General features: G+C 70.1%; 25 protein-coding genes. 13 read left to right on the top strand and 12 right to left on the bottom strand.

Features of this window, described 5'->3' with window-relative positions; genetic code table 11:
• Window positions 1–14: 14 nt before the first annotated feature.
• Window positions 15–1295, bottom strand: a complete 1281-nt coding sequence (locus MUG78_RS13785; protein WP_246995698.1) for a class I SAM-dependent RNA methyltransferase — start codon at window positions 1293–1295, stop codon at window positions 15–17.
• A complete protein-coding gene (locus MUG78_RS13780) occupies window positions 1292–3319 on the bottom strand; it encodes an APC family permease (protein ID WP_246995696.1) in 2028 nt (675 codons plus the stop codon). Before MUG78_RS13780 ends, MUG78_RS13785 begins: the two co-directional genes overlap by 4 nt.
• A 39-nt stretch (window positions 3320–3358) precedes the next feature.
• On the opposite strand from MUG78_RS13780, the gene MUG78_RS13775 reads away from it, so the two are divergent.
• The 5 genes from MUG78_RS13775 (at window position 3359) to MUG78_RS13755 (ending at window position 6942) form a co-directional block, all read left to right on the top strand.
• Complete coding sequence (locus MUG78_RS13775) at window positions 3359–4030, top strand: potassium channel family protein (protein ID WP_246995694.1); 672 nt, start codon at window positions 3359–3361, stop codon at window positions 4028–4030.
• Complete coding sequence (locus MUG78_RS13770; protein ID WP_246995692.1) at window positions 4027–4689, top strand: potassium channel family protein; 663 nt, start codon at window positions 4027–4029, stop codon at window positions 4687–4689. The genes MUG78_RS13775 and MUG78_RS13770 overlap by 4 nt, the downstream gene beginning before the upstream one ends.
• Before the next feature lie 119 nt (window positions 4690–4808).
• Window positions 4809–5336 carry an RrF2 family transcriptional regulator gene (locus MUG78_RS13765; protein ID WP_246995690.1) on the top strand — a complete coding sequence of 176 codons (528 nt, stop codon included), beginning with the start codon at window positions 4809–4811 and terminating at the stop codon, window positions 5334–5336.
• The gene (locus MUG78_RS13760) at window positions 5333–6511 is read left to right on the top strand and encodes a globin domain-containing protein (RefSeq protein WP_246995688.1); all 1179 of its coding nucleotides are present in this window, start codon (window positions 5333–5335) and stop codon (window positions 6509–6511) included. Before MUG78_RS13765 ends, MUG78_RS13760 begins: the two co-directional genes overlap by 4 nt.
• Window positions 6508–6942, top strand: coding sequence for a hypothetical protein (locus MUG78_RS13755; RefSeq protein ID WP_246995685.1), 435 nt, complete (start codon window positions 6508–6510; stop codon window positions 6940–6942). Before MUG78_RS13760 ends, MUG78_RS13755 begins: the two co-directional genes overlap by 4 nt.
• A gap of 11 nt (window positions 6943–6953) precedes the next feature.
• On the opposite strand, the gene MUG78_RS13750 is transcribed toward MUG78_RS13755, so the two are convergent.
• Window positions 6954–7328 (bottom strand): OB-fold nucleic acid binding domain-containing protein, encoded by a 375-nt coding sequence (locus MUG78_RS13750; RefSeq protein ID WP_246995683.1) that lies wholly within the window; start codon window positions 7326–7328, stop codon window positions 6954–6956.
• Window positions 7329–7391: 63 nt separating this feature from the next.
• Between MUG78_RS13750 and MUG78_RS13745 the strand changes: the two genes are divergently transcribed.
• Entirely contained in the window at window positions 7392–8090 is a 699-nt protein-coding gene (locus tag MUG78_RS13745; protein ID WP_246995681.1) for an alpha/beta hydrolase, read from the top strand.
• On the opposite strand, the gene MUG78_RS13740 is transcribed toward MUG78_RS13745, so the two are convergent.
• Together MUG78_RS13740 and dut are read right to left on the bottom strand one after the other, a co-directional pair.
• Window positions 8087–8965 (bottom strand): DUF3710 domain-containing protein, encoded by an 879-nt coding sequence (locus MUG78_RS13740; protein WP_246995679.1) that lies wholly within the window; start codon window positions 8963–8965, stop codon window positions 8087–8089. The two genes, MUG78_RS13745 and MUG78_RS13740, sit on opposite strands and share 4 nt — an antisense overlap.
• 3 nt (window positions 8966–8968) lie before the next feature.
• Window positions 8969–9460, bottom strand: coding sequence for a dUTP diphosphatase (gene dut / locus MUG78_RS13735; protein WP_246995677.1), 492 nt, complete (start codon window positions 9458–9460; stop codon window positions 8969–8971).
• A gap of 58 nt (window positions 9461–9518) precedes the next feature.
• Here dut and MUG78_RS13730 point away from each other — a divergent pair, with 58 nt between their 5' ends.
• Window positions 9519–10046, top strand: a complete 528-nt coding sequence (locus MUG78_RS13730; RefSeq protein ID WP_372493241.1) for a DUF3093 domain-containing protein — start codon at window positions 9519–9521, stop codon at window positions 10044–10046.
• A gap of 110 nt (window positions 10047–10156) precedes the next feature.
• Here MUG78_RS13730 and MUG78_RS13725 read toward each other — a convergent pair whose 3' ends face one another.
• A complete protein-coding gene (locus tag MUG78_RS13725; RefSeq protein WP_246995672.1) occupies window positions 10157–10456 on the bottom strand; it encodes a DUF4193 domain-containing protein in 300 nt (99 codons plus the stop codon).
• Between the two features lie 186 nt (window positions 10457–10642).
• Between MUG78_RS13725 and cei the strand changes: the two genes are divergently transcribed.
• The gene (gene cei / locus MUG78_RS13720; RefSeq protein WP_246995670.1) at window positions 10643–11299 is read left to right on the top strand and encodes an envelope integrity protein Cei; all 657 of its coding nucleotides are present in this window, start codon (window positions 10643–10645) and stop codon (window positions 11297–11299) included.
• Between the two features lie 18 nt (window positions 11300–11317).
• On the opposite strand, the gene MUG78_RS13715 is transcribed toward cei, so the two are convergent.
• Complete coding sequence (locus MUG78_RS13715) at window positions 11318–12256, bottom strand: inositol monophosphatase family protein (protein WP_372493240.1); 939 nt, start codon at window positions 12254–12256, stop codon at window positions 11318–11320.
• Here MUG78_RS13715 and ppgK point away from each other — a divergent pair.
• Together ppgK and MUG78_RS13705 are read left to right on the top strand one after the other, a co-directional pair.
• Window positions 12255–13049: a polyphosphate--glucose phosphotransferase gene (gene ppgK / locus MUG78_RS13710; RefSeq protein WP_246995667.1), complete on the top strand. Its 795-nt coding sequence runs from the start codon at window positions 12255–12257 to the stop codon at window positions 13047–13049. The two genes, MUG78_RS13715 and ppgK, sit on opposite strands and share 2 nt — an antisense overlap.
• A 224-nt stretch (window positions 13050–13273) precedes the next feature.
• Window positions 13274–14668 (top strand): RNA polymerase sigma factor, encoded by a 1395-nt coding sequence (locus MUG78_RS13705; RefSeq protein WP_246995664.1) that lies wholly within the window; start codon window positions 13274–13276, stop codon window positions 14666–14668.
• A 65-nt stretch (window positions 14669–14733) separates the two neighbouring features.
• On the opposite strand, the gene MUG78_RS13700 is transcribed toward MUG78_RS13705, so the two are convergent.
• Genes MUG78_RS13700 through MUG78_RS13685 form a run of 4 tightly spaced genes read right to left on the bottom strand, consistent with a single transcriptional unit; the run spans window position 14734 to window position 18593 of the window.
• Window positions 14734–15960, bottom strand: coding sequence for an acyl-CoA dehydrogenase family protein (locus tag MUG78_RS13700; protein ID WP_246995662.1), 1227 nt, complete (start codon window positions 15958–15960; stop codon window positions 14734–14736).
• A 56-nt stretch (window positions 15961–16016) separates the two neighbouring features.
• Complete coding sequence (locus tag MUG78_RS13695; RefSeq protein WP_372493239.1) at window positions 16017–17033, bottom strand: phosphotransferase family protein; 1017 nt, start codon at window positions 17031–17033, stop codon at window positions 16017–16019.
• Window positions 17026–17838, bottom strand: a complete 813-nt coding sequence (locus MUG78_RS13690) for an SDR family NAD(P)-dependent oxidoreductase (RefSeq protein WP_246995660.1) — start codon at window positions 17836–17838, stop codon at window positions 17026–17028. Before MUG78_RS13690 ends, MUG78_RS13695 begins: the two co-directional genes overlap by 8 nt.
• Window positions 17835–18593: an SDR family oxidoreductase gene (locus tag MUG78_RS13685; protein WP_246995658.1), complete on the bottom strand. Its 759-nt coding sequence runs from the start codon at window positions 18591–18593 to the stop codon at window positions 17835–17837. Before MUG78_RS13685 ends, MUG78_RS13690 begins: the two co-directional genes overlap by 4 nt.
• Before the next feature lie 157 nt (window positions 18594–18750).
• On the opposite strand from MUG78_RS13685, the gene MUG78_RS13680 reads away from it, so the two are divergent.
• Window positions 18751–19374, top strand: a complete 624-nt coding sequence (locus MUG78_RS13680) for a TetR/AcrR family transcriptional regulator (protein ID WP_246995656.1) — start codon at window positions 18751–18753, stop codon at window positions 19372–19374.
• Between the two features lie 89 nt (window positions 19375–19463).
• Window positions 19464–19652 carry a DUF7455 domain-containing protein gene (locus tag MUG78_RS13675; protein WP_246995654.1) on the top strand — a complete coding sequence of 63 codons (189 nt, stop codon included), beginning with the start codon at window positions 19464–19466 and terminating at the stop codon, window positions 19650–19652.
• A gap of 80 nt (window positions 19653–19732) precedes the next feature.
• On the opposite strand, the gene MUG78_RS13670 is transcribed toward MUG78_RS13675, so the two are convergent.
• Window positions 19733–21508, bottom strand: coding sequence for a DEAD/DEAH box helicase (locus tag MUG78_RS13670; RefSeq protein ID WP_246995652.1), 1776 nt, complete (start codon window positions 21506–21508; stop codon window positions 19733–19735).
• An 86-nt stretch (window positions 21509–21594) separates the two neighbouring features.
• On the opposite strand from MUG78_RS13670, the gene MUG78_RS13665 reads away from it, so the two are divergent.
• On the top strand, window positions 21595–22662 hold the full coding sequence (locus tag MUG78_RS13665; RefSeq protein WP_246995650.1) for a YihY/virulence factor BrkB family protein: 1068 nt from the start codon (window positions 21595–21597) through the stop codon (window positions 22660–22662).
• The last annotated feature ends 3 nt before the right edge of the window (window positions 22663–22665 follow it).

Genomic DNA, 22665 nt, shown 5'->3' with positions numbered 1-22665 from the left:
CGATGCCAGATAGTCTACGGACTCTCCAGAAGGGCGATCGCCTCCATATGGCGTGTGCGCGGGAAGGCGTCGAAACCCTGCCACGCGGTGACCCGATATCCGTGTGTGACGTAGTCGCGCAGGTCGCGAGCGAAGGCGGCCGCGTCACAACCGACGTGCACCACCGCGCGCGGCCGGGCGGCCGCGATCGCGGCGACCACCGCCGCGCCCGCACCGCGCCGGGGCGGATCGACGATCACCACATCCGGCGTGCTCAGGCCGCCGATCACCGTCGCCGTGTCGCCGCGGTGGGCGGTGACCGGGGCGTCGCCGAGCGCGTCGGCGGCGGCCGCGAGCGCGCCCGGATCGGTCTCCACCAGGTCGATGAGCGCGACCGGGAGTGCGCCGTCGAGCAGTCCCGCGCCGAGGACGCCCGCACCGCCGTACAGGTCCCACACGCGCAGGCCCGCGGGCAGACCGTCCACGGCGCCGACGTAGCGGCGCACCGTCTCGGCGTAGGTCGCCGGGGCCGCCCGGTGGGCCTGCCAGAAGCCGGTCACCGGGATCGACCACGTGTGGCCGCCCACCGTCTGCGTCACCGCCCCGTCGCCCTCGAGGACGCGGGTGGTCCGGTCGCGTGCGGCGCTGTGCCGGGCCCGCTGCGCCGACGCCCGACGCCCACCGCGACGCGGCCTGGCCACCGGCGACAGCTGTGCGGCATGGCGGCGTCCGTCCGAGCCCAGGGCGAGCACCAGCTCGCTCCCCGGCGACGCGCCCAGCGCGGCCGCCCCGGCGAGCAGGCCGTCGACCGGCGCGACGCAGGGTGTGGTGATCAGGTCCGACGAGCCGCGGCTCCGCAGCCCGACCGCGCCGTCGGCCCCCACCGCGAGGCGGGTCCGCACTCGCCAGCCGTCGGCGTCCGGCCCGAGGGCGGTGACCGCCGGCGCGGCCGGGGCCGGTACGTCGGGTCCGAAGCGTCCGAGGCGGGTGAGCACGTCGGCCAGGACGCCGGCGTGCAGCTCCCGCGCGTACTCGGCGCTCACGTACGACAGGTCGCAGCAGCCGGCGCCGGCCGCCGCGGCCGGGCAGCTCGGATCGATCCGATGCGGTGAGGCGTCCAGCACCTCCAGCGTGACGGCGCGCGCGAACGCGGCCTTCTGTTCGTCGATCCGCGCCCGCACGCGTTCGCCGGGCAGGGCTCCGGCGACGAAGACCACGCGCCCGTCGTCGGCGTGGGCCACCCCGGCGCCGCCGTTGGCGAAGCCGGTGACGGTGAGGTCGAGGGTGGACGGCGCGGGGTTCGACGGGGCGGTCACGGCTGATCCCTCGGAGGAGTGACACCGAAGCCGCGGCGGGTGTCGCCGGGCGCGATGTATTCGACGTCGCTACGCTGGGCGGCCCGGTTCGACGAGTCGAGCTGCCACGGCACCGAGGTGACCATGACGCCCGGTTCGAACAGCAGGCGCGTCTTCAGGCGCAGCGCGGACTGGTTGTGCAGGATGTGCTCCCACCAGTGGCCCACCACGTACTCGGGGATGAACACGGTCACCACGTCGCGCGGCGCGGCCGCGCGGATGCGGCGAACGTAGGTGATCACCGGTCGGGTCACGTCGCGGTACGGCGAGGCGATCACCTTCAGCGGGATGCTGATGTCGCTCTCCTCCCACTTCGAGACCAGAATGCGGGTGGCCCGATCATCGACGTTGACGGTGACCGCCTCGAGCGTGTCCGGCCGCGTGGCGCGCGCATACCGCAGCGCCCGCAGGGTGGGGATGAGCAGCGACGACACCAGCACGATCGAGTGGGTCCGGCTGGGCAGCACCCCGTCGTCCTCCTCCGCCGCGGCCTCCAGTTCCGATTCGACGGCCGTGTAGTGCCGGTGCACCAGCTTCATCAGCACGAACATGATGACCATCACCAGCACCGCGATCCACGCACCGGAGGTGAACTTGGTCAGCAGGACCACCACCAGCACGGTGCCGGTCATCACCATGCCCACCGCGTTCACCACCCGCGAGCGGATCATCCGGCCGCGGGCGTCCGGATCGGTCTCGGTCTTCAGCAGTCGCGTCCAGTGCCGGACCATGCCGGTCTGACTCAACGTGAACGACACGAAGACGCCGACGATGTACAGCTGGATCAGCCGCGTCACCTCGGCGTCGAAGGCGATCACGAAGCCGATCGCGACCAGTGCCAGGAACACGATGCCGTTGCTGAAGGCCAGCCGGTCGCCGCGAGTGTGCAGCTGACGCGGCAGGTAGCGGTCCTGCGCGAGCACCGAGCCGAGCACCGGGAAGCCGTTGAAGGCCGTGTTGGCCGCCAACAGCAGAATCAGCGCGGTGACGACGGCGATGACGTAGAAACCGAGCGGGAAACCGGCGAACACGGTCTCGGCGAGCTGCGCCAGAATCGCCTTCTGCTGATACCCGTCGGGCAACCCGGCCAGTTCCGCCTGCGGGTCGAGCACGTACTTGGCGTGCAGCTTCTCGCCGAGCACCACGATGCCGAGCAGCAGCGTGATCGAGAACGCGCCGAGCAGCAGCAGCGTGGTGGCGGCGTTGCGCGATTTGGGCTTCTGAAACGCGGGCACGCCGTTGCTGATCGCCTCCACGCCGGTCAGCGCCGCACAGCCGGAGGTGAACGACCGCGCGACGAGGAAGACCATGGCCAGCGTGGTGAAGTCGCTCTGGTCGGCCACGAGGTCGTACTGCGCGGTGCCGGCCTGCAGGTCTCGGCCCATCAGGAAGAGCTGCACGAAGCCCCAGACCAGCATCGCCAGCACACCGATGATGAAGGCGTAGGTCGGGATGGCCATCAGGAAGCCCGACTCGCGGATACCGCGAAGATTCACCGCGGCCACCAGCGCGATACCGAGGATGCAGAACAGCAACTTGTGCTCGTGCACGAAGGGGATCGCCGAGCCGATGTTCTCCGCGGCGGAGGTCACCGAGACCGCGACGGTGAGGACGTAGTCCACCAGTAGTGCCGCGCCCACGGTGAGGCCGGCGTTGGGGCCGAGGTTGGCGGTGGCCACCTCGTAGTCGCCGCCGCCGGACGGGTAGGCGTGCACGTTCTGCCGGTAGCTGGCCACCACCACGACCATCACCACTGCCACCGCCAGCCCCACCCACGGGGCGAACGAGTACGCGCTGATGCCGGCCAGCGACAGCACCAGGAAGATCTCTTGCGGCGCGTACGCCACCGAGCTCATCGCGTCCGAGGAGAAGACCGGCAGCGCGATGCGTTTGGGCAGCAGCGTGGACCCGAGGGAATCGCTGCGGAAAGGCCGACCCAGCAGCAGCCGTTTGGCCGCCGTGGTGGCCGAGGTGAATCCAGGCACCCCGCAACACTAGGCCTGGCGCGGGGTAACGTCCATCGAGTGCGAGTAATCATCATGGGCTGCGGCCGCGTGGGGGCCGGGCTGGCGAGCGCGATGTCGCGTCGCGGCCACCATGTGGTCGTCATCGACCAGGACCAGAACGCCTTCGCCCGACTCGATTCGGACTTCACCGGCGAGGCCGTCACCGGCGTCGGCTTCGACCGCGATGTGCTCATCGAAGCCGGTGTGCAGACCGCCGACGCCTTCGCCGCCGTCTCCTCCGGCGACAACTCCAACATCATCTCGGCGCGCGTGGCTCGCGAGACCTTCGGCGTGCAGCACGTCGTCGCCCGGATCTACGACGCCAAGCGCGCCGCCGTCTACGAGCGCCTGGGCATTCCGACGGTCGCGACCGTCCCGTGGACCACCGAGCGGTTCATCACGGCGCTGGGCGAGACCCCGCAGGCGCCGCTGTGGCACGACCCGACCGGCGCCCTGGTGCTGGCGCAGGTGGACGTGCACGAAGAATGGTTCGGCGTGAGCTGCGCCAAGTTCCAGGAGCTGACCGGCGCGCGCATCGCTTTCCTGCAGCGCCTCGGCAGCCCGATGCTGCCGGAACCGCGCAGCGTGCTGCAGGCCGAGGACGACGTCTTCGTCGCCACGCTCGCCGCCAATCTCGACAACGCGCACGCCGCGGCCAAGCTCCCGCCCGTGGAAGGAGACAACACATGAAGGTCGCGATCGCCGGAGCCGGCGCCGTGGGCCGGGCCATCGCCCGGGAACTCGTGATCAACGGCCATGCCGTCACCCTGATCGAGAAGATCGCCCGCAACCTCAAACCGGAGATCCTGCCCGAGGCCACCTGGGTGCAGGCCGATGCGTGCGAGCTGCGCGACCTGGAGAGGGCGCAGTTGCAGACCTTCGACGTGATGATCGCCGCGACCGGCGACGACAAGGCCAACCTGGTGGTGAGCCTGCTGGCCACCACCGAGTTCGCGGTCAACCGGGTCGTGGCCCGCGTCAACGATCCCCGCAACGAATGGCTGTTCAACGACGACTGGGGTGTCGACGTGGCCGTCTCCACCCCGCGGCTGATGGCCGCCCTCGTGGAGGAGGCGGTCAGCGTCGGCGATCTGGTGCGGTTGATGACCTTCCGTCAGGGCCAGGCCAACCTGGTGGAGCTCACCCTGCCCGACGACACCCCGCTCGCCGGCAAGGCCGTCCGTCGCCTGCAACTCCCCCGCGACGTCGCCCTGGTGACCATCATCCGTGGGCGCCGAGTGATCGTGCCGCAGCCCGACGACGCTCTCGAGGGCGGCGACGAGCTCGTCTTCATCGCTCCCGAGGAAGCCGAAAGCGAACTCGCACAGGTCATCTGCGCGGCCCCCTGACCGGCACAGACGGGTCCGGTCCCGGCCGGAAATACCCGCCCTGACAAGGACTTTCGTCCCGGTGAGAGCTTCACCACTTAAATTGGTAGCGAGCATGCGGATTATGTTCTGATCGGTCCGTGCAACTGACTCGCTTCACCGACATCGGCCTCCGCGTTCTCATGCGCCTCGCCGCCGACGAGACCGACGTCCTGCACACCAGCCGCGGCCTCGCGAGCGAACTCGGCGTCCCCTACGCCCACGTCGCCAAGGTGGTCAGCCGCCTCGCCGAGATCGGCGTGGTGCATGCGCGCCGCGGCCGCGCCGGCGGCCTGATGATCACCGAACTCGGCCGCACCGCGGGCGTCGGCTGGGTCACCCGTCAGCTCGAAGGCGACACCGACGTCGTCGACTGCGACGGCCCCACGCCCTGCCCGCTGCGCGCCGGCTGCACGCTGCGCGGCGCACTGGCCCGCGCCCAACGAGCCTTCTACGAAAGCCTCGACTCCCTGACCGTCGCCGACCTCATCGTCGCCGGTCCCACCCGAGTGCGCTTCCTCAGCGATCCCGCACTCCCCCTCAGCTCCCGCGCGGACGACGCGCGGGCCCCGGCGGCCAGAGATGACCGTCTTCGTCCCTCCACCGCAGAGAACAGGAATCCACGATGATCTCCGACCAGACGCGCGCCGTCCTCGCCGCGACCCTGCCCGCCGTCGAAGGCGCCCTCGACGACATCACCCCGAACTTCTACCAGCGCATGTTCGCCGCGCACCCGGAGCTGCTGGACAACCTGTTCAACCGCGCCAATCAGAAGATCGGCACTCAGCCCAAGGTGCTCGCCGGTTCCATCGCCGCGTTCGCCCGCCTGCAGCTGATTCCCGACGCGGCGCAGCAGAAGTTCATCATCGAGCGGGTCGCGCACAAGCACGCCTCGCTCGGCGTGGTCGCCGACCAGTACCCGATCGTGCACGAGCACCTGTTCGCCGCGATCGTCGAGGTTCTCGGCGAGGCGGTCACCCCCGAGGTCGCCGCAGCCTGGGACGAGCTGTACTGGGAGATGGCCAATACGCTGATCGGCCGCGAGAACGAGTTGTACGCCGACGCCGGCGTGACCCCCGGCGACGTCTGGCGCGACGTGGTGATCGTCGAGCGCGAGCAGGTGGCCCCGGACGCGGTCTCGTTCACCGTCGCCGCCCGCGACGGCGCGCTGCCGTCGTTCACCCCGGGCCAGTACATCTCGGTGCAGGTGCCGCTGGACGACGGCGCCCACCAGATCCGCCAGTACAGCCTCACCGGCGCGCCGAACGATCCGCAGTGGCGCTTCTCGGTCAAGCTCGACGGCGAGGTGTCCTCGTACCTGCACGAGCGCGTCTTCGAGGGCGACACCCTGCACGTCAGCACCCCGTTCGGCGATCTCGCGCTGCCCGAGGGCGACGCCCCGCTGCTGCTGGCCTCCGCCGGCATCGGCTGCACCCCGGTGATCGGCCTGTTGCACCACCTGGTGCAGACCGGCGACACCCGACCCGTGCACGTCCTGCACGCCGACCGGTCGCGGTCGCGTCAGCCGCACCGCGGTGAGCTCGCCGACCTCGTCGACAAGCTGCCGCAGGCCCGCCTGGAGCAGTGGTACGAGAACGGCCACGACGCCGGCGACGGCGCTCGGATCGGTTTCATGTCGCTCGACGACATCTCGATCGCCCCGGAGACGGTGGCTCTGCTGTGCGGCCCGGCCGGCTTCCTGAGTTCGGTCCGCGGTTCGCTGCTCGCCAAGGATCTGCCCGAGGAACGCATCCACTACGAGACCTTCGGTCCCGAACTGGTGCGCGTCGGCGGCCGCGGATGAGTGCGACGCTCTCCACCGGGGTGGCCCTGGTGTTCGTGTGGCTCGGCATGGTGCTGGCCATCTCGTTCCTCGAAGCGCCGCTCAAGTTCCAGGCGCCGGGGATCACCATTCCCCTGGGCCTGGGCATCGGTCGCCTGGTGTTCCGTGCGCTGAATGCGGTGGAGAGCGTCCTCGCCGTCACCCTGGTGGTGACGGCTGCGGTGGCCGACGACTGGTCCCGCTCAGTGATCTACGGGTTGATTGTCGCGGTCGGCGCACTGGCACTGCAGGTGCTGGCCGTCCGGCCGGCCCTGTCCCGGCGGACCGCGGCGGTCCTCGCCGACCCGGAGAACGTCCCGGCGCAGCGGAGCCGTGCGCACCTGGCCTATGTGGCCTGCGAACTGGTGAAGATCGGTGGCCTGCTGACCGCCGGTATCGCGCTGCTGTTGTAGAACTGCTGCGCTCAGTCTTGGCGGGAATGCAGCTCGTAGTACGGGTTGTAGATCACCTTCATGCCGTCGACGGTGGCTACCCGGCCGCGCACGGTGATCTTGCGACCCGGCTCGATCCCGGGAATCCGACTGCGGCCCAACCACTTCAGCAGCACGGTGTCGCTGCCATCGAAGAACTCGGCCTCCACGCCCGTCTTGGTGCTGCGCGAACAGGTCTGCACCGTGCGCAACTCGCCGATCATCGTCGCCTCATCGCCGCGCAGACAGTCCGCGGCGCGCTGCGCGCCCTCGGCCCGCGACTCGCGTTCAATACGGTCGGTGTCGAGGACCTCGAGGTCCTCGGTGAGCATCCGACCCAGGCGCTTGACGAGCCCTGACGTACCCATGCCATCCTCCGAAGCAACGGAACTAGTGCGACCACACTGTACAACGCAACGGAAGGCGGGGTTATGCCGACGGTGATCCTGATGGCCGGTACCGGTTCGGACGACGACTACCTGCGCCGCAGTTTCGGCCCGGCCGTGGCCGAAGCGGGGGCTGACCTGCAGGCATTGGCCCCCTCGGCCCGACTGATCGACGACTACCTCGACACCCTCGACGCGGCCGCCGACGCCGCGGCCGCCGCGGGCACCACGATCGTCGTCGGCGGCGTCTCGATCGGCGCGGTGGTCGCCCTGCGCTGGGTCCTCGACCGCGGCGGGGCGCACTGCAGCGGCGTGCTCGCGGCGCTGCCGCCGTGGTCCGGCCCGGTCGGCGACAGCCTCGCCGCGCTCAGTGCACGGGTGACCGCCGACGCCGTGGAACGCGACGGCCTCGAACCCACGATCGCCGCGATGGCGGCCACCAGCCCGCCGTGGCTGGCCGCTGAACTGAGCCGGTCGTGGCGCGCCCTGGCCGACCGCGATCTGGTGGGGCAGTTGCGCACTGCGGCCGCTTACCGCGCGCCGACTCTGGCCGAGATCGCCGAGCTTCCGGTCCCGTTGGCGATCGCGGGTGCCCTCGACGACCCGCTGCACCCGATCGAGGTGGCCCGCGACTGGGCGCGGGCGGCCCCGCACGCGGCGCTCACCGAGATCGCGCTGTCCGAGTGGGGCCCGCAGCCCCATCTCCTCGGTGCGGCCTGCGTGAACGCCTGGCGCGATTTCTAGCGGCGACGACGCTTCCGGCTGCTGCGCAGGCGCTGCATGGCCGAGCCCTCCGACGGCGGGCGCACCTGCGCGTCCTGCTCCGCCTCATCGGCGGTGACGAGGTCCGACTCGGCCGACACCTCGTCGGTGAAGACCGTTGCCGCCGCAGCCTGTTCCACCGCGCCACCGGGCACCGTCTCCCCCGCCGACTGGGCTGTCGACGACTGGGCGGCCGCCGGCTCGGCGACCGGTGCCGCGTTCAGCGGCGATGACGGGGCACCCTCCGCGGGCACCTGACCGGCCTCGGCGGCCATGTTCTGCTGGGCTGCGGCCACCTGCTCGGCGAGGACCTGCGGGAGCACCAGCGGCAGCAGGTCCCGCGGCGGGAACGGCTCGTTGCCGCGACGCACCACGGTCTCGGCCAGCACGGCGCGGGCCAGCTGCGCCAACTGCGGCGCGGCCTCGTCGGGCCCGCTCGCCACGCACCGCACCATCCAGCGGGGACCGTCGACCCCAATGAACCGGTGTTGACCGCCGGGCACCGCGGCCACCACTTCGCGACCCCAGTGGCCGTCCTCCGCGCTCGCCTGGGCGCCCTCGCCGCTCAGCGACTCCATCAGTTCCCGTGCCACCTCGCGCCACAGACCGCCGCTGCGCGGTGCCGCGAAGGCGTGCACGCCGATCCGGCCCACCGGGGTCACCAGGTAGACCGCTTCAGGTTCGTTCGCCGCGGACATCTCGACGGTCACTTGACCGCCCTCCACCACGGGCACCAGGACCGATCCGAGATCCAGGTGCGAATTGGCCAGGTCGGCGGCCGGGGTGGCCAACTCCCCCAGGTCGTAGGGTCCGGCACCGTCGCCGATGGTGTGCTTGCTGGTGTTGCTGGTCGCCATTGCTCAACCCTCCGGAGTATCGGTCGCCGAATGCAGAATTGCGTGCCCGCCGCTGGAGCCGTATCCGCCCGTCCCGCGCGCGGTCTCGTCCAGGGTGGTCACCTCGATGATCTCCGGCAACTCCACCTTCTGCACCAGCAGTTGTGCGATGCGGTCGCCGCGGGCGATCTGAATCGACGACTCGGGATCGAGGTTGATCAGGCACACCTTGATCTCCCCGCGGTAGCCGGCGTCGATGGTGCCGGGCGCGTTGACGATCGACAGGCCCGCGCGGGCGGCCAGACCCGACCGCGGGTGCACCAGGCCGACGGTGCCGTGCGGCAGCGCGATGGCGATACCGGTGCCCACCACCTGCCGCCGCCCGGGACCCAGCTCCAGGTCGGTGGTGGAGTACAGGTCGACACCCGCATCACCGAGGTGAGCGCGGGCCGGAAGCGGCAGATCGGGGTCGAGCCGCACCACAGGCAGCGGTTCGTAGTGGAGTTCTGAGGTCACGCACCGAACACTACTCGGGGCGGGCCGGGGCGCGGCCACCACCGCGACAGCCAGTAAGATGGGCCCCGTGACTGCTTCCCATTCCACCCCCAGCTCCTCGGCCGACCGGTACTCCGAACGGCTGACCGTGCCGGTGTGGTGGTGGCTCCTCGCGGCCGGTCTGGTGGCGCTGCTGGGCTATCAGGCGCAGCTCGCCGCCTACATGCAGACCTGGAGTTACGTCTTCTACCCGATCCTCGGCGTGCTCGTCGGCTGGCTGCTGTTCACGATGAACCGCATGAAGATCCGGGTCGACGCCGACGGCGCCCTGCACGCGCACAAGGCGATGCTGCCCGCCGAGGTAGTGGCCCGCGGAGCCGTCGTTCCGGCGACGGCCCGCAGCGCCGCCATGGGCCGACAGCTCGACCCCGCGGCGTTCCTCGTCTACCGCTCGTGGATCAAGCCGATGGTGCTCGTGGTGATCGACGACCCGGACGACCCCACCCCGTACTGGCTGGTCTCCACCCGCCACCCGGACAAGGTGCTCGCGGCGATGGGCATCGTCGACGCCGGTGCCGCGCCGACAACGCCGTCGTCGGCCGCCTGAGTTCCGTCGACCGCCTGAGTTCTCCGGCGCTCACGACCGCCCGAACAGGACGAACGAAAGAGGCCGACCCCGTACGGGGTCGGCCTCTTTCGTCTGCTCTGTTCTATCGCTCAGGCGCAGTCCACGCAGATCAGCTGGCCGTCGCGCTCGGCGCCCAGCCGGTTGCGGTGGTACACGAGGAAGCAGCTCGCGCAGGTGAACTCGTCGTCCTGCTTGGGTACCACGCGCACCGACAGCTCTTCGCCGGACAGGTCGGCACCGGGCAGTTCGAACGACTCCGCGGTCTCCGTCTCGTCGACGTCGACGTCGGCCGTGCTCGCCTCGTTGCGTCGCGCCTTCAGTTCCTCCAGCGAGTCCGTCGCCAGGTCTTCCTCGTTGCTCCGCCGAGGTGCGTCGTAATCGGTCGCCATGTTCTACCTCACCCTGGTCCTGTCGTGCTTTGCCATCTTCCCCACGGCCCGTGCGACACACACGTTATTCGCCCCAGGCGCGCCGAATACTAGGCGATCGATCGCAGCGAGTCAACCCCGGCCGCGGGGGGACGGCACGTGCGTCGCTTCCCGCGGTTGCCTGCCGCCTGCCCCTACAGTGGTGGCATGGTCTCCAAGTTCGCCACCGGGTACTCGACCGATGCCCAGGGACGCCCGTTTCCGCGACGCAACTACACGCCCGCGATCGTGATCGCGACGGTGCTCGCGCTCGTCGGCATCGGGGCCTGGAGTTTCGCGTTCATCGGCGACGAAGAGGAGAGCCGCCCGACCGCCTGCAACCTGCCGACCAGCGCAGAAGGCCCCGAACTCAAGGTGGTCAATCGCTCGGACATGCTGAGTGTCGCACCGGCCGCGCTGTCGACGTTCACGGTCACGGTGCTGAACTCGGCCGCCGCCCACGGCGAGGCGCGCTCGGTGGCCGACGGCCTGGCGGCACAGGGCTACGCGCCCGGCACCCCCGCCTACGGCGACGACACGCTCTACCCCGAACGCGATCTGAGCTGTGTGGCGCAGATCCGGTTCGGCACCGGTGGCCAGACGGCCGCAGCGGCGGTGTGGCTGGCCCTGCCGTGCGCACAGTTGGTCAACGACGGCCGGGCCGGCACCGACGTGGACGTGGCCCTCGGCGAGTACTACACCGCCACCCAACCGACGCAGGACATGCAGGCCGCTCTCGAGTCGCTGCGCTCGGTGGACCCGCGCAACGCGAAGTCCGGCGTCGACCGGTCCCTGATCGAGGCCGTGCACGCGCAGTCCTGCTGAGTTCACCGCCCCATCGGCTCACTCCGGAAGCTGTCTCAATCCGTCGATGTCGGTGAGCAGCGCCAGGAAGTCGTCAGCGATACCGGGTGCCACCGCGACCGTCGCATGGCCGTCGGCGGAACTGGACTGCGCCGGCGGCAGCACCACCCGCGCGCCCGCCTCGGCGGCGATCAGTCCGCCCGCGGCCCAGTCCCAGGGCGCCAAACCGTGCTCGAAGTGGGCATCCACCGCGCCGGCGGCCACCATGCACAGGTCCAACGCCGCCGCGCCCATACGGCGCACGTCGCGGATCTGCGGTAGCAGCGCGGCCAACAGCTCGCCCTGCGCGCGACGCCTGATCGGCGAGTACCCGAATCCGGTGGCGACCAGCGCCAGCGCGACGTCGTCGACCGGATTCGCGGTGAGGCGGCGGGGCTCCTCGTTGGGTCCCGCGCACCAGGCGCCGCCGCCCAGCCACGCCCAGTAGGTGACGCCGCGGGCCACGTCGACCACGGCGCCGGCCTGCGACACCCCGTCGACCTGTGCGGCCACCGACACCGCATAGGCGGGTACCCCGTAGAGGAAGTTGACCGTCCCGTCGATCGGATCCACCACCCACCGCACACCGTCGGCGAGCGCGTCGGCCCCGCCCTCCTCTTCGCCGAGGATCGCGTCGTGTGGACGTACCACGGCCAGCAGTCCGCGGATGAGTCGTTCGCTCTCGGTATCGGCGACGGTCACCGGGTCGGTGGGCGTCGACTTGGTGCTCACCGCGGCGTCGTCGGCGCGGCGACCGGTGGCCGGGAACAGGTCGGCGCGGCGCACACGCACCTGATCGGCGGCCTCGCGCGCCACCGCGCAGGCGATCTCGCACAGTTCTTGCGGGGACACGGATGTGGACGAATCGGCGGGCTTCACAGCACCCGAGTCTAGTGGCGCACAACGACGGCCGGGTTCGCGCCGTAAGGTGAACGCCATGTCTGACGTGACCTATCTCGGCGCCGACCGGGTGCCGAGTCCCGGCTCCGGATTGAGCTTCGGTATCGACATCGGCGGGACCGGCATCAAGGGCGCGATCGTGGATCTGCGGACCGGCGAGTTCGTCGGCGAACGCCACCGCATCGACACCCCGCAACCGGCCACGCCCGAGCGCGTCGCGCGCACGGTGAACACCATCGTCGAACACTTCGGCTGGACCGGACCGGTGGGTCTCACCCTGCCCGGCGTGGTGAAAGACGGCGTCATGACCACCGCGGCCAACGTCGACCGTTCGTGGATCGGCACCGACGTGGAGGCCCTGTTCCGGCGATCGCTGCACGGACGACGCGTCCGAGTCCTCAACGACGCCGACGCCGCGGGGTTGGCCGAGCAGGCCTACGGCGGCGGTGCGCACCTCGACACCGGCCTGGTGATCCTGCTGACGCTCGGCACCGGGATCGGCTCGGCCGTGCTGTACGACGGCACCCTGATCCCGAACTCCGAACTGGGCCACATGGAGGTGGACGGGATCGTCGCCGAGCAGCAGGCCTCCGCCAAGGTCCGCAAGGACCGCGACTGGTCCTTGAAGACCTGGGCCGGGCACCTGTCGACGGTGCTCGTGCACTACGAGCGGATCTTCTCCCCCGACCTGTTCATCGTCGGCGGCGGCATCAGCCGCAAGGCCGATCGCTGGATCCCCCACCTGACCAACGCCGTTCCGGTGGTGCCCGCAGCGTTGCGCAACACCGCGGGCATCGTCGGCGCGGCGATGGCCGTCGTCGACGACCGCTGATCAGGTCCGAGCCCGCCCATCTCGTCGCGAGTCGCCACCGGAGCGCCCCGGTTCGGCCGCGTTTAGTTACAATGGAACGCGTTGGTCCGGCTCCCTCCGGCCCACTCCCCTGACCAGGCACAATGCCCCAACGCGGCGGCGCTTGCGCCGTCGCAGCGATGCGATGCGACAGCGTTGCCGTCCAATGCATGCCGTGCCGTTGATAATTGTGTGAAAGGTCGTACGTGGCAACCACCAGGACCCCGGACGCCGAGACCGACGCCGAACCGGCACCGGTTCGTAAGGCAGCGGCCAAGAAGGCGCCCGCCAAGAAGGCCGCAGCAAAGAAGACCGCTGCGAAGAAGACGGCAGCCAAGAAGACCGCTGCCAAGAAGACCGCTGCGAAGAAGACCACCGCCAAGAAGACGGCAGCGAAGAAGACCACCGCCAAGAAGACGGCGGCCAAGAAGACCGCGACCAAGTCGGCGGCCACGAACGAGCTCGACGACGAGACGCAGTTCACCGGCGTCGACGAGGACGCGCCCGAGAACCTCGACGAAGCCGAGATCGACGTCGACGCCGATCTCGAAGCCGACGAGCAGGAGACGCCCGCCGAGGCGGCCAAGTCCAGCAAGGATGAGAAGTCCTCGAGCGACTTCGTCTGGGATGAGGACGAGTCCGAAGCGCTCCGCCAGGCCCGCAAGGACGCCGAGCTGACCGCGTCGGCGGACTCGGTGCGCGCCTACCTGAAGCAGATCGGCAAGGTCGCCCTCCTCAACGCGGAGGAAGAGGTGGAACTGGCCAAGCGCATCGAAGCCGGCCTGTACGCCACCGAGAAGATCCGCCGCGTGATGGCCGACGGCGAGAAGCTGTCGGTGGCCCAGCGCCGCGACTTCAACTGGATCTCCCGCGACGGCAACCGCGCCAAGAACCATCTCCTCGAGGCCAACCTGCGCCTCGTGGTCTCGCTGGCCAAGCGCTACACCGGCCGCGGCATGGCCTTCCTCGACCTCATCCAGGAAGGCAACCTGGGTCTGATCCGTGCGGTCGAGAAGTTCGACTACACCAAGGGCTACAAGTTCTCCACGTACGCCACGTGGTGGATCCGCCAGGCCATCACCCGCGCCATGGCCGACCAGGCCCGCACCATCCGTATCCCGGTGCACATGGTGGAAGTGATCAACAAGCTGGGTCGTATCCAGCGTGAACTCCTGCAGGATCTGGGCCGCGAGCCCACCCCGGAGGAACTCGCCAAGGAAATGGACATCACGCCGGAGAAGGTGCTGGAGATCCAGCAGTACGCGCGTGAACCGATCTCCCTGGACCAGACCATCGGCGACGAGGGCGACAGCCAGCTCGGCGACTTCATCGAAGACTCCGAGGCCGTGGTCGCGGTCGACGCGGTCAGCTTCACGCTGCTGCAGGATCAGCTCCAGGACGTCCTGGACACCCTGTCCGAGCGCGAAGCCGGCGTGGTGCGCCTGCGCTTCGGCCTCACCGACGGTCAGCCCCGCACCCTGGACGAGATCGGCCAGGTCTACGGCGTCACCCGCGAGCGGATCCGCCAGATCGAGTCCAAGACCATGAGCAAGCTCCGCCACCCGAGCCGCTCCCAGGTCCTCCGCGACTACCTGGACTGAGTCCACATAACGCTGCCGCCCCTCCCGACGTGTTCGGGAGGGGCGGCAGTGTTCTGTGGGGCAACTCAGCCGTGGCGGGCGGCCTGCTTGCGCAGTTCGTACCGGGCCAGGGCGTTCTTGTGCACCTCGTCCGGGCCGTCGGCGAAACGGAGCGTCCGCACCCCGGCGACCATCTCGGCCAGCGGGTAGTCCTGCGACAGTCCGCCCGCGCCGTGCGCCTGGATCGCCTTGTCGACGATCCACTCCACTGCGGTGGGGGTGGCGATCTTGATCGCCTGGATCTCGGTGTGCGCCTTGCGATTACCGACGGTGTCCATGAGCCAGGCGGCCTTGAGGGTCAGCAGCCGCAGCATCTCGATCTTCACGCGGGACTCGGCGATCCAGTCGCGGATCACGCCCTGCTCGGAGAGCGGCTTGCCGAAGGCGACGCGATTGCTCGTGCGGTCGCACATCATCTCCAGCGCCCGTTCGGCGATCCCGATGCAGCGCATGCAGTGGTGGATGCGGCCCGGTCCCAGTCGGCCCTGGGCGATGGCGAAGCCGTCGCCCTCGGCGCCGATCAGGTTGGCGGCGGGCACCCGCACATCGGTGAACTTCAGTTCGGCGTGGCCGCCGTGGCTGTGATCGTCGTACCCGTACACCTCCATGCCGCGCACCACCTCCAGGCCCGGGGTGTCGCGCTCCACCAGGATCATCGACTGCTGGCGGTGCCGATCGGCGCTCGGATCGGTCTTGCCCATCACAATGAAGACCGTGCAGTTCGGGCTCATCGCGCCGGTGATCCACCACTTGCGGCCGTTGATCACGTAGTCGTCGCCGTCGCGCACGATCGACAACTCGATGTTGGTGGCGTCCGAGCTGGCCACGTCCGGCTCGGTCATCGCGAACGCCGACCGGATCTCTCCGTTGAGCAGCGGCGTGAGCCACCGCTCCTGCTGCTCGGGGCTGGCGTACTGCGCGAGCACCTCCATGTTCCCGGTGTCCGGGGCGGCGCAGTTGAGCGCGGCCGGCGCCAGCTGCGGGCTGCGGCCGGTGATCTCGGCCAGCGGCGCGTACTGCGCGTTGGTCAGGCCCGCGCCGTGCTCGCCGGGCAGAAACAGGTTCCACAGGCCGCGGCGTCGTGCTTCGGCGCGCAGCTCCGCCAGCACCGGGACGCTGTCCCAGTCCCAGCGGTTCTCCAGTGCCGCGAGCTGGGCCGCGAACACCGGCTCGGCCGGGTACACGTGCTCGTCCATGAACTCCAGCAGGTTCTGCCGGTACTGCTCAGTCGTTTCGTCGTAGGCGAATTCCACGTCTGTTCCTCCTCGGTTGTCGAAGCAGTGTCTCGTCTGGGCTCTAGTGCCCCGTACTACTGACCGCGCAGCGCGGCGAGTCCGGCGGCGAGCAGCGGATGGACGGAGTCGCCGACTCCGGCGAAGCCGGCGCCCACCGTCTGGCCGTTCACGTAGCGGTAGTGAATGCCCTCGACGATGCCGGCGAGCTTGAAGCAGGCCAGCCCCACGTAGAAGCCGAAGTCGCTCAGGTCGCGGTCGGAACCGGCGGCGTAGCGGGCCAGCACTTCGTGCTCGTCGAGGTATCCGGGCGCGGCGGCCACGTCGGAGACCGCACCCGGCGACAGCTTGCCCATCCGGTCGTACACGCACATCAGCGCCACGTCGGTCAGCGAGTCGCCGATCGTCGACAGTTCCCAGTCGATGACGGCGGCGGGCCGGTCGTCGGCGTCGAACAACACGTTGTCGAGCCGGTAGTCGCCGTGCACGATGCCCGGTGCGCCGTCGGCGGGCACCCGGGCGGCCAGCGCCTCGTGCAGCGCGATCATGTCCGGCAGGTCCCGCGTGTGCGCGGCGTCGAACTGCGAGCGCCACCGGCTCACCTGCCGGCCGAGGAAGCCCTCGGCGCGGCCGAAGTCGGCGAGACCCACGACCGCCGGATCCACCGCGTGGACTGCGGCCAGCGTGTCGATCAGGCGCTCGGAGATCGCCCGCGTGCGCTCGGCGCCCAGCGGCTGCAGTTCCTTGGCCCGCCGGTACGGGGTGCCGGCCACGGACTCCATCACGTAGAAGGGTGCACCGAGCACATCGGCGTCGTCGCAGTAGCCGTACATCTGCGGCACCGGCACCGCGGTGCCGGCCAGCGCCGACATCATCCGGTACTCGCGGCCCATGTCGTGCGCGGTGGCGAGCAGCTTGCCCACCGGCGGCCGTCGCAGGATCCATTCGCCGGTGGCCGCGCGCAGACGGTAGGTCAGGTTCGACTTGCCGCCGGCGATGTGTTCGGCGGTCAAGCCGTCGCCAACGGCCCCGACGTGGTCGACGAACCAGGGCGTCAGTGCCGTCAGATCCAGGCCGGGCAGGTGCTCACTCACCGCCGGCGGCCTTCCCCGCGTCCAGCTTCTGCTGCAGTCGGTTCATGCCGGACAGCCAGCGGTCGGTGTCGTTCGCGCGTGCCCGGTAGTAGTCGGCGACGTCGGCGTGCGGCAGGATCAGGAACTCGTCGCCGTCGAGCGCGGACAGCACATCGGCGGCCACCTGTTCGGCCGTCAACGCCGTGTCCCGGCTGAGGATCTCCTCCAGCGGCCCGGATTCGGTCAGCATGCGGGTCTGCACGCCCTGCGGGCACAGTGCCTGCACCACGACGCCGCGGTGCCGGTAGGTGGCCGACAGCCACTCGGCGAAGGCCACCGCACCGTGCTTGGTCACCGAGTAGGCGGGCGCCTCGAGCATGGTGAGCAGGCCGGCCGCCGACGCCGTGACGACGAAGCGGCCGCCGCCGGCGTCCAGCCATTCCGGCAGCAGCGCCCGCGCGGCGCGCACATGCGCCATCACGTTCACGTCGAGGGACAGCGCCCACTCGGCTTCGGTGGCGTCCAGGCCGCGGCCGCGGTCGACGCCGGCGTTGGCGAACCACGCCTGCACCGGACCGAAGGCTTCGCGCGCGGTGCCGATCAGTGCGGCCACGCCATCCTCCGAGGCCGCATCGCCGGGTGCGGCGACGGCGGTGCCGCCTGCGGTCTCGATGACGTCGACGGTGCGCGCGGCACCCTCGGCGTCGAGATCGGCGACCACGACGTGCGCGCCGCGCGCAGCGAGGGCGGTCGCCAGGGCCGCGCCGATGCCGTTGCCCGCGCCGGTCACGACGACGCAGGCGCCGTGGGGATCGAAGCCGCTCACGCGCCACCTCCGAGGAGGACGCCGCCGTCGACTACGAGGGTCTGGCCGGTCATCCAGCCCGCATCCGCGGACAGCAGGAAGGCCACCACGGAACCGATGTCGTCCGGTTCGCCGAGTCGCTTCAGCGGGTAGGCCGCGGCGACCTTCTCCTCGCGACCCTCGTAGAGCGCGGTCGCGAACTGCGTCTTCACCACGGCCGGGGCCACGGCGTTGACCCGGATCTTCGGGCCCAGCTCCACCGCGAGCTCTTCGGTGAGGTGCAGTACGGCCGCCTTGGAGACGCCGTAGAACGCGATGCCGGGCGCCGGACGCAGCCCGGCGATGGAGCCGAGGTTGACGATGGCGCCGCCGTGCTCGCCCATCCACGCGGCGTGCACCTTCTGCGCCCAGGACAGGGCCGAGAGGACGTTGACGTCCAGGATCTTGCGCGCGGCCTCGACGTCCATCTCCATCAGCGGGCCGTACACCGGATTGATGCCGGTGTTGTTCACCAGATAGTCCACCGAACCGAAGTTCTCCAGGGCCGCCGCCACGGCCGCGTCCTGGTGCGCCGTGTTGTCGGCGCCGCCGACCACGTACACCGCGTGCTCGGGTCCGCCGAGCTGAGTGACGGCCGCTTGCAGCGCCGGCTCCTTGCGCGCGGTGATGACCACCCGCGCCCCCTCGTCGACCAGTCGCTGGGCGATCGCGAGACCGATGCCACGGCTGGCTCCGGTCACGATCGCGGTCTTACCGGCAAATCGTTGGTCACTCATCGGCACGGGGCTCCGTTCTGCAGTGTCTGCACTGAAATCCTCGACTAAGCGCTCGCTTAGGCTCTGGTGCTCTACTCTGCCGGTGATGGCGGTGAACGTCAACCGTCGACACGAGAACGACGCACAGACGACAGGGTAGGACAGACAGGGGCCGGCAGTGACCGAGAACACTTCGAAGGCGCAGCAGACGCGGGCCCGGCTGCTGGATGCGGCCGTCACGGCTTTCGCCGACCGCGGTTTCCACGGCACCACCACCCGCGATCTCGCGGCGGCCGCCGGGATGAGCCCGGCCGCGGTGTACGTCCACTACCCGTCCAAAGAGGATCTGCTCTACCAGCTGTCGCTGGGCGGGCACCGCGACACCCTGGCGGTGGTCGACGAGTACGACGACCCCGAACTCGCCCCGGCGGCCCGTCTGCACCGCCTGATCCGCGGCTTCTCCCGCCACCATGCGGAGAATCACACCACCGCTCGCGTTGTGAACTACGAGCTCGCCTCGCTCAGCCCGGAGCATTACACCGAGATCCGCCAACTTCGCCGTGAGATCGCCCGCCGGATGCGCGCGGTGGTCGACGCCGGAATGGCCTCCGGCGACTTCGCGACCAGCGATCCGCGGGCGGTGACCCTGGCCCTGCTGTCGATGAACATCGACATCGCCCGCTGGTACGACGAAGGCGGCAGCCTCAGCCCCGAAGCCCTGTCGGATGCCTACGCCGACCTCGCGTTGCGGATGGTGGAAGCCGCCGGACGACACTCCCGAACCGACCCGGGAACAATGTGAGGCTCCCAAACGTCTGACAGAGTGAGAGTCGAGACGTCCGGGACCCCGGTCGTTCGGCAGAGACAGTGAATGAATGGAAGGGGAACTCCATGACCGACCACGCCACCTCCACGATCGTCGCCGCCCCGTTGACCAAGGCCGACCGCTGCGACCGCTGCGGCGCCGCCGCCAAGGTCCGCGCCACCCTCCCAGCCGGTGGCGAGCTGCTCTTCTGCCAGCACCACTACAACGGTCATGAGGCCCGCCTGGTGGAGATGGCCGCCGTCGTCACCGCATGACCGACGCCTGACGAAGACAGACCGACGCGAGTGCCCGGTCTCCCCGCGGGGAGCCCGGGCACTCGCGTGTTGCGCTGCGGCTACTTCCAGGTGCGCAGGGCGCTGATGCGCTCGCGCAGCTGCTCGGCGGTGGCCATCGCCGTGGGCGGTCCGCCGAGGCGCTGCCGGAGCTCGTTGTGCACCTGCCCGTGCGGGCGGCCGGTGCGGTGGTGATGCAGGGCCACCAAGGTATTGAGTTCCTTGCGGAGCGCGTGCAGGTTCTCCCCGGTGCTGCGCTCGGCCGCGTTGGGCGCATCCTGAGCGGCCTGCTCGTGCGCCGGACGGGCGGCCGGCGCCGAGCGCCTGGTGACCTGGGCGGCCTGGCGCTGCTGGAGCAGCGTCCGGACCTGCTCGGCATCGAGCAGTCCGGGCAGTCCCAGGTAGTCCGACTCCTCCTCCGAGCCCGGCATGGTGGCGGTACCGAACGAGGCGCCGTCGTAGATCACCTGGTCCAGTTCGGCGCTCGCGTGCAGCGACTGGAACGCCGGCTCGTCCTCGCCGTCCTCGTCCTTGGTCCGATTGGCGTCGGCCAGTGCGGCGTCGTCCAGGCCGGACTCCTCGCGGTGCGGCTTGCCGAGCACGTGATCGCGCTGCGCCTCCAGTTCGCTGGCCAGCTGCAAGAGCACCGGCACCGACGGCAGGAAGACGCTGGCGGTCTCGCCGGGGCGCCGCGAACGCACGAAGCGCCCGATGGCCTGCGCGAAGTACAGCGGGGTCGCGGCGTTGGTGGCGTAGACGCCCACCGCCAACCGCGGCACGTCCACGCCCTCGGACACCATGCGGACCGCGACCATCCATTCGTCGTCGGAGGCCGCGAACGACGCGATGCGGGCCGACGAGCCGGCCTCGTCGGACAGCACCAGGGTCGGCTTGCGCCCGGTGATCGACTCCAGCAGCTCGGCGTAATCGCGGGCGCGCTCCTGATCGGTCGCGATCACCAGTCCCCCGGCGTCGGGCACGCCGGAGGCGCGGAGCTTCTGCAGGCGCCGGTGCGCGGCCGTCAGCACCGCCGGAATCCAGTCGCCGTGCGGGTCCAGGGCGGTGCGCCAGGCGCGGGCGGTCTGCTCGGCCGACAGCGGCTCGCCCAGGCGCGCGGTGAACTCCTCGCCCGCACTGGTGCGCCAGCTCGCCTGCCCCGAGTAGGCCAGGAAGACCACCGGGCGGACCACGCCGTCGCGCAACGCGTCGGAGTAGCCGTAGGAGTGATCGGCGCGCGAGCGGGCGCCGCCGCCGGGCTCGGGGTCGTACGTGACGAACGGGATCGGCGAGTCGTCGGACCGGAACGGAGTACCGGTGAGGGCGAGGCGACGTTCGGCGTCGGAGAACGCCTCCCGGATGCCGTCGCCCCACGACTTCGCGTCGCCGCCGTGGTGGATCTCGTCCAGGATCACCAGCGTGCGACGCGCCACGGTGCGCTCGCGATGCCGGTACGGGTGCGCGGCGACCTGCGCATAGGTCAGCACCACACCGTTGAAGTCGGAGCTGGTGGATCCAGTGGAGTTGGAGAAGTTCGAGTCGAGGGCGATGCCCACCCGCGCCGCCGCCTGCGCCCACTGGTGCTTGAGGTGCTCGGTGGGCGCCACCACCGTGATGCGCTCGACGGTCTTGTCCGCCAGCAGCTCGGCCGCCACCCGCAGCGCGAACGTGGTCTTACCTGCACCGGGCGTCGCGACGGCCAGAAAGTCCGCCGGACGCGCGGTCAGGTACTTGGTGAGTGCGCGGCGCTGCCATGCGCGCAACGATCCCCCGGCCAGTCGAGCCTGAGCAGGCTCGGACGGCGCGTCGGACACAGTGGAAATCAGCCCCGGTTCAGTCATATCGGGGTCGATTCTAGCCCGTGCCGCCGACCGCCCCGCCACGCCGGAGACACGGCCCGGTGTCCGATTCACCGCGGACATGGGCAATGCTGTTACCCATCAGCAACGATGAGCCGCGCTACGCCCAGCCGGACGCCGGACCCCCGTCCGACGACCGGCCCGGAGTGCTCGCCAAATCCTGGCGGCTGGTGTGGCGCACCACCGTGAAGTCGTGGGACGACGGCATCATCGGCTGGTCGGCGCAGGCCGCCTTCTGGCAGTCCCTGTCGCTGGTTCCGCTCCTGCTCGGTGTGCTCGGCAGCCTCGGCTACATCGGCGGTTGGTTCGGGCCCAACACCGTGGAGATCATCAGCGATCGCATCATCTCGTTCGCCGACAGCATCTTCACCGAGCAAGTGGTCGACGATCTGATCAAACCCACCCTGGACAACGTCCTCGGCCGGGGACGCGGTGCCGTGATCTCGGTGAGCTTCATCATGTCGCTGTGGGCCGGTTCATCGGCGATGAGTTGCTTCGTGGCGGCCATCGTCACCGCGCATGACCAGCACCAGGTGCGCAACCCGGTGTGGCAGCGCATCTTCGCGCTGATCATCTACATCTTCTTCTTGATCACCGCGGTCATCGTGCTGCCGCTGGTGGCGCTGGGCCCGACCTACCTGCGCGAGATCGTGCCGGACGACTGGAGCAACGCGGTCAGCGCCCTCATCGACTGGGGCTACTTCCCGTTCGTCGGTCTGCTGCTCATCGGCGCACTGGTGCTGCTGTACCGCTTCGCGCTGCCCTATCCGCTGCCGTGGCTGCGCCTGGTGCCCGGCGCGTTCCTGTCCGGCGTCTTCTTCTGGCTGTCGGCGTACGTCCTGCGCGCCTACCTGACCGCTCTGGCGAACGTCGGGTACACCTACGGCGCCCTGGCCACCCCGATCGCGTTCCTACTGTTCGGCTTCTTCCTCGGCTTCTCCATCGTGGTCGGCGCCGAGTTGAACGCCGCCATCCAGGAACTGTGGCCGGCCGACGTGAACGGGCCGATGGTGCGTCAGTGGGTCTCGACGCAGACCACCGAGATCACCGATACCCTGCGGCGTCGCGCGATCCGGCCCGGCTGGCACCGGTCGAACGGTCCTCGCGAGGGGAATCGACCGCCGCCGGACGCCTGAGCC

The organism is Gordonia alkaliphila (assembly GCF_023017165.1).
Lineage (GTDB): Bacteria > Actinomycetota > Actinomycetes > Mycobacteriales > Mycobacteriaceae > Gordonia > Gordonia alkaliphila.
The sequence above is the reverse complement of the archived record's forward strand: the minus strand, read 5'-3'. Positions and strand labels throughout refer to the sequence as shown.